The sequence below is a fragment of the Sphingorhabdus sp. genome, assembly GCF_046292425.1.
In the GTDB taxonomy this organism is placed as follows: Bacteria; Pseudomonadota; Alphaproteobacteria; order Sphingomonadales; family Sphingomonadaceae; genus Sphingorhabdus_B.
Genome location: NZ_JBKBQV010000075.1, coordinates 1 through 11434 on the forward strand (window position 1 = coordinate 1; position 11434 = coordinate 11434).

The following is an 11434-nucleotide window of genomic DNA, read 5'->3' on the forward strand; positions in this document are numbered from 1 at the left end:
ATTCGCGCGCCCATCGAACTGCCGACCACGTCAATCCCAGTCAATCCATTGTCGGCAATATAACGCTCTACGCTCTTAACCAAACCACTAAACGTGCCGCTGTCGGGTTCAGCGGGCGTAGCGCCGTGTCCAGGAAGATCGATTGCAATAACTGTGCGATCAGCACTAAGTCCGCCGATTACAGTGCTCCATGACTGCAAACTTCCGCCTAGGCCGTGAATGAGCAGGAGCTTAGGCCCAGTCCCGCGTTGGATGTCGTGCATCGCTGCTTCCTTATTGAAATTATGGTTGAATTACTCATTAGAAGGCTGTGGTGTTTGCTGATCGGCTGCCGTTTGAGCGGCCATGTCAATACCTCCCGCCAAACTGACTTGAAGCTCTGGCTGGTTTGATCGAAGCCATTGAGCAAATTCAAACGCCATTCTCGTCTCCGACCCAATTACCGCTAACAAAACAATGTCGATTAATAAGCTTGGCTCACCAACATCTGTATAAGCCTCATCAAAATTTGCACTCTCAACCACAGAATACCCGCAATGGCGAAGATAGTCAGCAATAACGTGCCGCGAAATAATTTCACTATCAACAATCAAGGTTGAAGGTGCAATTTTGTTCGTTTCCACCGACGTCATGTTGTCCTCAGGATCACTTCAATTTTCTGCAACAGCGCATCGTGGGCATACGGTTTTGGCATGAACTGCGTGTACCCGTCAGTAATTTCAATACCAGTCAAATGGCCCGACACCAAAATTACCGGAAGCTTAGGGTGGGTTTCACGGACCCGACTCAGCAAATCTATGCCGTTCAAATTGCCCGGCATTCGAACATCAGTCACAATTAGACAAGGAGTTGGAGCGGACAACATTGTCAGCGCCTCGTCTGCGCTAGATGCTTCGATCACATCGAACCCATGCTCGCGCAACTGATTGCTTAGCATAAGTCTGAGCAAAAATTCATCTTCGACGATTAGGACGGGTGCACGTACTGCAGCATCGGCTTGTTGCTGCGCTAAGTTACGACCTAAATTCATGTTTGATATGGCCCTTTGACCCAGAACATAAACAGCATCGAAATGTTCAAAATTGCGAGCACAAATTATGGTATGAGATCGCCGTCTAATATTTAGAAGACCGGAAGGGTTTAATAGGCTAGATGGTCGAAATGGCGACTTTTTCCTCATGATCGCCGAGGCGCATATCAAGCAGCAGGAACGCTTGGCGGCACTCCGGCGCTACGAAATTCTAGACACCCCTTTTGAAAGGGAGTTTGACGAAGTCGTCGATCTGGCATCGAGAATCTGTGATACGCCTATTTCAGTTATCAACCTCATTGACGTAGATAGGCAATGGTTCAAGGCCGAAATTGGCCTCGGTGTTAGATCAACTCCTCTCGCAACAAGTATATGTTCTCATGTAATCCTCGAAAACGATTTTGTTGAAATTGAAGACACGCTTGAAGATCCCCGAACAAGGTATAATCCGCTCTGCTTTGACGAAAATGGCTTGCGCTTTTATGCGGGTGCGTTGCTGAAAACGCCAGATGGCCTTCCGATTGGAACTTTGTGCGTTCTTGACCATCAGCCACGCACACTTACAGCATTACAACGAGACGCCTTACGAATCCTTGCTGACCAAGTGATGCGCCAATTGGAGTTGCGGCTCGCACTAAAGCGACAAGAGATCCTTCGCCGCGAGATGGATCACCGTGTTAAAAACTCCCTTCAGACCGTCAATTCCATTATTGGCTTACAGGTTTCTAAATCAGCAGAGCCTGCGGTTAAAATCGCGCTAGATGCAGTAAAGGTTCGGTTAACCGCCATCATCGCGTTTCATGAAGAGCTTCATCAAGCTGGAGATGGCGAAAGTATCGAGTTGGCCACTTTCTTGGCGCGTTTAGCAAATTTGCAATCTACAATTTGTCCTGCGGGGGTGACAGTTAAATCCCGTGTAGCGCAGTCCCGCGTGTCAGCCGACACAGCCAGCTTGCTCGGAATGATTATTAATGAGTTCGTCGCAAATGCCCTGAAGCATGTTTACGCCAGTTTCAAGGGCGGGGAGATAACCATTACTGGAACTCAGGCCGGGTCAAATTATCTTGTCACCTGTACTGATGGAGGGCCGGAAATTCACGATGTAGTAGCTGCTCTTTCTGATGCAAAAGGTCTAGGCCTGCGCATTATAGCTGCGTCCATTGAAGGATTAGGCGCCATCCCTTTATGGACAACTGGGGAAGCGGGACTGCGATTATCGTTCGCGTTTAAGATTGCATAGCTCTGTCAAAACCTAATTATGATGGCAAACCGGCAGCCCTTCGTCCCTGTCTCGGGAATGTGAGTTATTTTTAAAAATAAGCATCCCAATAGATATTTTGAAGTTGCTTAAACGTCCCGGTGCACCCTGCGCTTGGATAATCCTCGCATTTATATGCCAAAAGGAGAGCGACGCATAAAAAAGTTAGGTTATCTTATAACGAGCACGATTGCCCTCAGCGCAATGTCTGTGCCTGCGTCTGCAGCCGGGTTTATGTTCGATTTCAACACATCGACACCTCTCTTCGGACCGCAAGTTTCGGGAAGTGGCGTATTTACAACCTCCGATACACCAACAGAAGTAGCTGGTGAGACCGCATTTTCCATACTTTCGATCACGGGTATGGTTAATGGATCCCCAATCGTGGCACCGTTCACCGGCACGACATATGGCAATTTCTTCACGACTGGCGATGGATTTCTCGATGGAACCGGCACAATGTTCCTCACCGCATCTGGCTTGGACGGTCGTTTCTTTCAACAAAGCTCTAACGGCCAATTTCGCGTTAACACGTCTGGCCAGCTTGGTTCCTCCAATTTTGTAAATGCATCGGCTTCGCAAATTGCAGCAGCAGTGCCTACAACCTGGATGCTGATGTTGATCGGCATGGCGGGCGTGGGTTTCTCAATGCGCCGCAAAAAACATACTACAATGCAAGTACGTTACGCTTAGATCCGTCGCACTAATTGCGAACACGGGCGCCAGGTTATCTTGGCGTCCTTTTTTATTTAGCACTATTGACCTGTGGCATGTATATTCGGATGGGATGATGCTGACTTCAATAACGGCCATGGCCGGCCTTAGGTCCTAAGCAGATCGCCCGCTTCTGGGCAAATTGTTGCCATAAATCGTTCTAGCTTGAGCGAATGAACAGACGGCAACTTTTAGAAAGCTAGTTGGTCCGAACCAATGTCCGAAACGTTAGCGGGAATTGCCGTCGCCTAGGCGGGCGTGTTGAACGTCGGTGTTTTGGAAGTTTTGCCCTAAAAGGGGACGGCCCGGACACGACAACATCGCCGACATTCCCTGCGGCTTAGTCACACCCCCGAAAGCGGACAATGTCTCAGTAATCCAAAACGGCCGGAATTGGGCAGGAAGCATACCGGAAACTCTGCACAGAAAGCCGGTCACAGTTTGCATCTAATTAGCAAATTAAAAGCAATCCCGCCGGACATTGATGATGTTTGCAGATCGGGAGACCTTCTCAGCCGCGCGGCGTAACCTTCCAAGCTTTTTCGCCAGCGGCTTCCTTAAACTGAGCGACCCGCGCGATAAGGTTCTTGAACTCGGAGTAAAAAAGAAGCGACTTCCACAAGTATTGAATAAACCAGCTGCGATGCGTCTTTTGCTGCGCGTCAGCCAGAATCCACGTGAAGTAGATTTGTCCCGGCCCGGTCGCAAGCGTTGCGATAGTTAGGATAAACAAAATCGGGACGAACCAATTCAGACGGTCCAGTCCTCCCGCTTGCCCAGCCCAAAAAGCGACGATCGGAAAAATTTGCAACGACAACCACGGAAATATCTCGCGCCAAACCAGTAGGTGAAAAACCCCCAATTTGTTCCGCAAAGACAGATGCGGCGAACGCAGCATGGGAAATAGACGTCTTTTCGAAACCTGAAACCAGCCCTGCGCCCAGCGGAGCCGCTGGTTGGTGAGCCCCTCCATGGTTGTGGGAGCTAGTTCACGTGAGATCAGGTAAGGGTCGGAAACGATTTGACCACCGCTTTCGACCACTCGCAATGAGCTGTCGATATCTTCAGTCAGCATTGATCCGCGAAAACGTGTTTTGCGCAACAGTTCACTTCGCCAATATCCGTTGCTGCCCCCAAAAATGCCAAAGCCGTGAAGACGCGCGCGTCCTGGATGCGAGACAGCGTAAATCTGTTCGAATTCGATGGCAACAAGCCTGGCTACCCAAGATACCTCGCCATTGCGGATAAAACAGTGGCCCTGAACGATGTCCGCTCCATGTGCGAGCCAGTCCCACGCGCGGCGAAAACTACCCGGATCGGGCTGATGATCGGCATCGAATATCCCGGTGAACTCGCCCTTGACCAAAGTGAGTGCCGCGTTGACATTTTGTGCCTTGGAGGTGCTTTCATCGACGCGCAACGGCACGAAATGTGGGTGGCGGCGTGCAATTTCCTGTAGCACGCTCTCAAAAGCCATATCTTGGGGCGTATTGTAGGCGAGTATGATCTGAAGATCGGCCGGATAGACCTGTGCTTCGACCAGAAATGCGTCGATTGTAGATTCAAGTGTCGACGCTTCGTTCGGCAAATACGCCGCTATGATGGCACTTGCGTGCGGGTAATTGGTCGCCGGTTTCGGATCAATCCGCCTGAGCGCCAGCAGCCCTTCAACCCATATCAGAACCGCGGTGAGGGCTATCGAAACGACGATGAACCAGTAGACAAACCGCACAACGCCTTCGCCGCGTGCGCCCAGCAAGACGTAGATGAGGTAGGGAACCAAAACCCCAATTGCGACCGAGAGTACCATCTGGCCCGGTAAGCGAAAAAACTGCCACAGCGCAGGCAGCACGTTACCCAAAAAATATGTTTCGGAAGCGCGATCACGCATTGCAGAGGTGAATGCAGTGGGTCTAAGATCGAGGTGAGCTGCGGATTCGTTGGCCGCTAGTCGTGCCGCCTCGAATACGTCCGCGCCATTGCGACCATCTGCGAATTCGGCATAACCGATCGAGGGTGAAATCCGCAAAGCTTCGGTGCCAAGCGAAAAGCGGTCAGCCGCAATTTTCTGGGCCAGCCGCTCTAGTGCGGTCCCGGCCTCGCTGCCGCGCAGACCTGGTATCATGATTAGAAAATCGCCGTTCGCTGCGTGTCCCAGACTGGCCAGTGGATCGGCTGATTGTTCCAGCAACCTGCCCAGTTGCGATGCGAGCGCGCGATCCGTGCGCGGCCCGAAATATATCCTGAGCCGAGCAAGGTCGGGGATCACAAGTCTTGCGACAACGCCGGGATAGGTGCCACGCTTGGCGCGGGCATGTTCGCGTTCCAATTCACTGAGGAACGCTGCTTCTCCTAGCAAGCCGCTGCTCGTATCGCGCCGCAAGTCGGCGGCCGGGACTGGAGGGCGCAACAGCTTGCTCTGCACGCGAGCGATTAACTCAGCTGGCTTGAAGGGTTTTACCAGGTAATCATCTGCGCCCAGCGCAAGCCCGGCCACGATATCATCGAGTTTGGCCCTGGTGGTAAGAAAGATAAGCGGAATAGCCTCCAATCGCGGGCGCTTGCGCAATTCTTCGAGGAACCGGAATCCATCCATTCCCGGCATCATCACGTCAGAAACTATTATATCCGGCAACATTTCATCGAGAGTTTCGAGCGCAGCCTGGCCATTTTCGACATGCGTGACCTCGTAGCCAGCATCTTCGAGCTGAGCAGAAATGAACTCGGCGAGATCAGGCTCATCTTCAAGCAAAAGGATGCTGGGTTTTTGCGTGCCGCCAGCAGAGTTCACCAACGGTTCCTTAGTGTCAGACCGGTCGTTGTCCGCGAGAACCCTCCAAGCGCTTCGGTCCGCGACGAGAACGAGTTAATATAACCTTCGATTTGCCACGAGCGACTGGCATCGTAGGTCAGGCGCGCCTCCGCGGAATAGATCGTGCGGCCGCCCCCGCCTCGCTGATCTTCCCGACCGATAGCCCCCCGCAAATCATACCAGAACGCGCCCAACCTTCCCCATCCGTGAGTCGTGAACTCCAGGGCTCTCAGCCGGTCTGGATCGAAATAGCCGTTGTCACGCTGCTCGTCGAAAGTGAAATGCGTATAGCGCGCACCCAAAAACAAGTTTGGCCGGCGTCCGACGCGTCGGCGCAGTTCTAACTGTCCCCAGTCGCGATCATTGCCGTCGGAAAAGTCTGAATGCGCCGCCCGGGCGCTCAGCTTCCATGCAGCATCGGAACCAATGTCGGCCGACCAGCTAAACGTGTCCGCATAAATACCCAGCTGGTTGGAGCGCGCATTGTCGAGCGTCGAGCGGTTGAAACCAGTGTCGAACCGCAAGCGGTCACTAGGCGCAAAAGTACCCCATACATTCCACGTCATACGCTCGCGATCGGTTTGAAGGCTCTTAGTGAGGGTAATCCCCAATTGCCCGTTCAGTTCTATAGAATCGGAAACGCGTGCCCGCGCGGCGACTGCCGGGCGATGAACATCAACCGTCGAAGCAGTTTCGGCCGGATCGAAGTAAAAACCATCGTATCCAACGCTTAACATGACAGCTTCGTTAGGCCATATGCTTTGCCAACCCGATACCTGCCAAAAGTCGCTGGCGTCCGACTGATCGGAATGGCGCACGCTTATTTCACTCAAAGGTTTCGTGGCGCGCTCGCTTTCGCGCAAGAGGCTCAGCGCTGCGGGATCGTTTGGCTGCATTGCCATCACCTGCGCCAAGCTATCGCGCGCTGCATTCGGCCTGCCCGACCACAACAGCGTCCGTCCAAGAAAACGAAGGTCATCAGCGTCGATGTTCTGGGGCAACCGGGCCAGCGTAGCCAGTGCGTCGCGCTGATACCCCGCAAGGCTTTGTGCCTCGGCGAGTGCCCTGAGCGCTTCTGTGTCACTCGGGTCGCGAGCCAAGGCGTGTTTGAAATCCCGGATTGCGGCGGAGTATTGGCTCGACCAGAGCAAGACCTTGCCCCTCATCACCCGCGCATCACGGTCTTCATGATCGATTTCAAGCAGGTCGCTGTAGGCGGCGACAGCCTCGCGATGCTGCCCGCTCCATGCTAGCGCCAGCGCGAGGCCGCGCATCGCCAAGCTGCGTTCGCTTGCGGCAAGGTCACCCCTACCAAGTACTTCCCGATAAAGCGGTACTGCCTCTCGGCTGCGGTCCGAGAAGGTAAGCTGATCGGCATATTGCTGCAGTAGCGCGTCGCGCACGGACGGGTCTTCGCGAATGGCTTGAGCGTACAAGTCAGCAGAATCTTGATTGCGATTCTGGTTCGCAGCGGTCTGCGCTGCGTCGATTGTTCCGGCGTGCTGTGCCTGCACAGATGCCGTAAAGGATAGGCCGATTGTGGCCATAGCCGAAGTCAGATAAAATCTTCGCATTCAGTGCGTTTCCTTTGCAAGGTCGTCTAGCGCGTCCGCAAGCGCCGTTGCCTTTTGCCCGATATCGTCGTTGATGTGGACGTGTGTAATAGTTGCTTCTTCCAGAAGTTGAGCGTGTGCACCTAGCCTGTCGAAACCAAATGTCCCAGCCATGCCATGCAGATCGTGCGCAAGCGATCGCAGGCCTCCCACATTACCTGAAGAAAGATCAATACGAAGCGTCTGCGCACGCGCCGCCGCTTTGCTGCGAAAAGACATGCGGATCTTTTCCAGTCTTTCTTCCAGAGTCGTCATAGCAGGAACCCGCGAACTTCGGTCGCCAAGGTCATAGGGTCGAATGGCTTTGCCAGCACGCCAGCCGCCCCGAGAGCGCTCAACTTTGCGGTTTCGCCAGCCTGCACACGGGCAGTGATGAATACGACTGGAATTGCGTGGGTGCAGGGATTGGCGCGCAACATGCCGAGCGTCGTCGGTCCATCGATTCCAGGCATCATCACATCAAGTAACACAATTTCAGGCAACCAGTCCTGCGCGATGGTGAGAGCTTCGCTGCCCGACCCGCATACCCTCACTTCAAACTCGGGATCAAGTTCAAGAGCGAGTTCTGCAATTTCGCGAATATCTGGTTCATCGTCTACATAGAGTACGCGCATCATGGTCAAGTTCCTTCAGACTCAATCTCGCTTTTGGCGAGCAAGCTATACAGAGTTTCGACCACGCAGGACAGACTGGCGCGAGATTTTGTCAACACCGCATCTGCTCTATTCGCCAAGTCCTGGTCGATGTCTTGCGCCGAGAATACAAGGACAAGGGTGTCTCCAAGTTCGTTGAGCAATTCTTTCCCGCTACCATCGGGAAGAGCGACGTCAAGAATGACAACATCGTATTTACTGCGCAGCAATTTCGTGCGTGCTTCAGCCAGCGTCTGGGCCGAAGCAAGCTGGAACCGTCCCTCAAGAGCATCAGCGACAATGGCTAGAACATCTGGATCATCCTCAACATGCAGCACTGAGGGATATAAGCCTGAATTAGTTTCTACGCGATTGCTGGCGCGACGTTCAGCGGGGAGGTCGACATGAAACGTAGAACCTGCGCCCACTTCGGTTTCGAAACTGATTTCACCGCCCATTCGGTGGACAATCTCCCGCACAATGCTGAGGCCCAGGCCTGTGCCGCCCTTCTGTCGAGCATCGCTGGCCTCTGCCTGCGCGAATTTGCCGAAGACGCGGCTGCGAAATGCCTCAGAAATACCAATGCCCCGGTCCGCGACCGAGATGCGCCAGCGGCGATCGAGCGAAAGGGCTCGCACGACGACTTCTCCACCCGTTTCGGAAAACTTGGTTGCGTTAGAAATCAGATTTGCCATAACCTGCATAAGCAGATCGGGGTCAGCAATGACTGTCGCGTTGGGTGGAACTGGTTCTACCACGAGCGAGACTGAATATTGCTGGGCATAGCCCAGATTCGCTTCGATGGCCTGATTTAAAAAACTGGCTAGGACCAAAGGTTGCAATACGAATTTCATACGCCCTGCTTCAAGTTTTTCCATGTCCAATATATCATTGATCAAGCGCACCAGCCGCTGACTGTTGTCTCGCGCTATTTCGATCAGACGTGCCGCTCTTTCTGACACTTCGCCCGCAGCGCCGCCTTGAATCAAGCCAAGCGATCCAGCAATTGAAGTCAATGGCGTGCGCAATTCATGGCTGACTGTAGAAACAAATTCGCTTTTTAGTTGCTCCACCCGCCTACGCTCAGTCGTATCGCGGACGATCGCGACAAAGGCTTGTCCTTCGGCGAGCTTAACCGAGCTGATCGCGACATCGCAGGGGAAAAGTGTTCCATCTTTGCGCCGCGCAATCAGTTCAATGACATCGCTGCCGCTCTCGCGACTTCTCTGGGCAAGTCTGCGTAGGAAAGTCTCTTTATTGCCTTGATCAGGTGCCACTTCGAAAAGCGATCCGATGTCACGCCGGATTAGATCGTTGCGCGCATAGCCTGTCATCGCTGCCGCCGCGCCGTTAAGCGTCTCGATTGAACCGCTCTGGTTTACGATCAGCATACCATCTTTTGCGCCTTCGAAAATCGCCTCCTGCCGTGCGCTCAGATCGCGATATTTCTGCGTCGCTTCCCCGCGCGCGCGCCAAGCTTTCGAAACAATGAACATCGCAAATATGAGGGCTGCACAGAGCCCGGCGAAAATTACAAAAACCCAGAGCTGGACATCTAAACGAGCTCGGCGGACCGCTGCTTGGCGATCAGCCAGTCGCTGGTATTCCGCTCGGTCCAGCTCCAAGATGCCGGCGCGAATCTGGTCCATCAAATCCTTGCCCCGACCATCCGCGATCAGCTGCCTTGCACCCTCAAAATCGCCGCCGCGGGCCATAGCGATAGAGAGGTTCACAAATTCAAGTTTTTGGTCGGATATAGCTTCAAGTTTTATCAATAGTGCAGATTGTGCCAACACGGTCTCGACGCGGCCGAATAGCTGTTCAAGCTGGGGTCGGGCGTTGACATACGGTTCAAGAAAATCTTTGTTCCCTGTAAGAATATAACCGCGCTGGCCGAGTTCGATATCCTGATGAATTGCCAGCAGTTCGCCAATCTGGGCACGCGACAGATAAGACGTTTCCACCTGCAGCGAGAGGTCCTCTTGGCGCTGGAACTCATCTATGATGAGAATGAATACGAAAGTAAGCACTACCGGGAGTAGCAGAACCCCAGAGATCCAAGTAAATTCCCTACGAATGCCGCCAAAATAGGTTAACAAATCTGATACTCACGGCGGCTCGTGGCCTACGCACGATATTTGGAGGCCGCTTCGAAATACTTAACACGCCAATGCTGAATTTATAGTAAATTATTTCCTTGGCCGGTCCGATTAATGCGGCGCACCGAGATTACCTTCATTGGTCCGCAGAGCGCCAAGGGCGCCATTCGCATTGTGAAAGCAAATTCGCTAAGTCCCGCCGCTCGGTCGCAATGCTTGGTGCGAATGCCTAAACAGACGACAATTCCGCCGCCAGATGACGAAGGCATTCGTCATTGATGAAAGACCGCTTACCTACATCGCTCGGAAAAATGGGACTTTCCTGTAAGCTGACAAGTTAGCATTTCAATTTTACTGATGCGATGTCCGGTAAAGTTGGAGCCAGCCGTCGCTCATAATGACTGCATTTGGGCGCAATCCTGTCATGCACGCAAGCCGCCTTTACATGTCTGGGTCGGCCAATCAGAATTCCATGCGGACGGCTGGAATCTAAAACATTCGGTCTTTCAAGTTGCAGGCTGAAGCAATCGCTTCCTGCCAATTGTTCATCGGCATAGCATAGGGCAGCTTTCCGACAACATGCATAAAAGCGGACTTACCGGATACGACAACATTGTGGTCGTTTTTAGGGTTGAGCGCGTTTGTTAAAAGCTAGCATTCGTTCAGCATCCGATTGTGGCCCAGCGGAATGTCTGCTATTTAACAAAAAAATAGGGCAATGCAGACGAACTCGGCGAGGCTCCAAGTATTTGCCGTGAATATCTCTTTAAACCAGTGAAACTTTTAAAAGATTAAGCGAGTTCCCGCATAAGCGCTTCGTTCCTCTAACTGGCCTCCATTTCTATAGGCGCTTTCATCATGTTTCTCTCGGAGCATGTTCATGGCCGCAACGAAAAATTCGAGGTTGTTGGAAAGGCGCCAGCCTAGACGCGCATCGGCCTCGATATACGACGCTACGGCGGGACGTCTCAGGTCATCAATTGCACGAATTCCAAAATCTAGGTCGATATTTGGCGCAACTTCAATTTGGGAACGCGCTATCAATCGGTATCCCGGATCGTTACCAAGGGCGGCCCCCGCCGTTATGTCGGAATGGCCGTCCTTTTCTTTGAAATTTTTGCTGAGAGTAGCAAAATCTACTTTCAGCTGCCACCAAGAAGCCAGCTGATGTGTAGCCCATGCCTCAACTCCCCAACTATTTCCACGCAGCCCGTTGGAGAGTCGGATCGGCCAAGTTCCGGCAGTCAGTTCTGTTGTTCGCAGATCGTCATAAAGA

10 protein-coding genes and 1 pseudogene are annotated in these 11434 nt (G+C 52.8%); 2 read left to right on the plus strand and 9 right to left on the minus strand.

Annotated elements, in window-relative coordinates; genetic code table 11:
* From ACK4S7_RS12320 to ACK4S7_RS12330, 3 genes are all read right to left on the minus strand, one after another.
* Nucleotides 1–263 (minus strand): alpha/beta fold hydrolase (locus tag ACK4S7_RS12320; RefSeq protein WP_409647309.1); only part of this gene is annotated, 263 nt, incomplete at its 3' end.
* Nucleotides 264–293: 30 nt separating this feature from the next.
* Complete coding sequence (locus ACK4S7_RS12325) at nucleotides 294–632, minus strand: response regulator (protein ID WP_409647311.1); 339 nt, start codon at nucleotides 630–632, stop codon at nucleotides 294–296.
* On the minus strand, nucleotides 629–1030 hold the full coding sequence (locus tag ACK4S7_RS12330; protein ID WP_409647313.1) for a response regulator: 402 nt from the start codon (nucleotides 1028–1030) through the stop codon (nucleotides 629–631). The genes ACK4S7_RS12325 and ACK4S7_RS12330 overlap by 4 nt, the downstream gene beginning before the upstream one ends.
* A 148-nt stretch (nucleotides 1031–1178) precedes the next feature.
* Between ACK4S7_RS12330 and ACK4S7_RS12335 the strand changes: the two genes are divergently transcribed.
* The gene (locus ACK4S7_RS12335; protein WP_409647316.1) at nucleotides 1179–2270 is read left to right on the plus strand and encodes a sensor histidine kinase; all 1092 of its coding nucleotides are present in this window, start codon (nucleotides 1179–1181) and stop codon (nucleotides 2268–2270) included.
* 132 nt (nucleotides 2271–2402) lie between these two features.
* Complete coding sequence (locus tag ACK4S7_RS12340; RefSeq protein WP_409647318.1) at nucleotides 2403–2981, plus strand: hypothetical protein; 579 nt, start codon at nucleotides 2403–2405, stop codon at nucleotides 2979–2981.
* A gap of 532 nt (nucleotides 2982–3513) precedes the next feature.
* Here the strand turns inward: ACK4S7_RS12340 and ACK4S7_RS12345 are convergent.
* From ACK4S7_RS12345 to ACK4S7_RS12370, 6 genes and pseudogenes are all read right to left on the minus strand, one after another.
* On the minus strand, nucleotides 3514–5793 hold the full coding sequence (locus ACK4S7_RS12345) for a response regulator (RefSeq protein WP_409647320.1): 2280 nt from the start codon (nucleotides 5791–5793) through the stop codon (nucleotides 3514–3516).
* Complete coding sequence (locus ACK4S7_RS12350; RefSeq protein ID WP_409647323.1) at nucleotides 5790–7388, minus strand: tetratricopeptide repeat protein; 1599 nt, start codon at nucleotides 7386–7388, stop codon at nucleotides 5790–5792. Before ACK4S7_RS12350 ends, ACK4S7_RS12345 begins: the two co-directional genes overlap by 4 nt.
* Nucleotides 7389–7646 carry an Hpt domain-containing protein gene (locus ACK4S7_RS12355; protein ID WP_409647326.1) on the minus strand — a complete coding sequence of 86 codons (258 nt, stop codon included), beginning with the start codon at nucleotides 7644–7646 and terminating at the stop codon, nucleotides 7389–7391.
* Between the two features lie 32 nt (nucleotides 7647–7678).
* Nucleotides 7679–8044, minus strand: a complete 366-nt coding sequence (locus tag ACK4S7_RS12360; protein ID WP_409647329.1) for a response regulator — start codon at nucleotides 8042–8044, stop codon at nucleotides 7679–7681.
* A gap of 2 nt (nucleotides 8045–8046) precedes the next feature.
* A complete protein-coding gene (locus ACK4S7_RS12365) occupies nucleotides 8047–10089 on the minus strand; it encodes an ATP-binding protein (RefSeq protein ID WP_409647332.1) in 2043 nt (680 codons plus the stop codon).
* Nucleotides 10090–10941: 852 nt separating this feature from the next.
* Nucleotides 10942–11434 (minus strand): annotated as a pseudogene (locus ACK4S7_RS12370) (hypothetical protein); the annotation flags it as partial.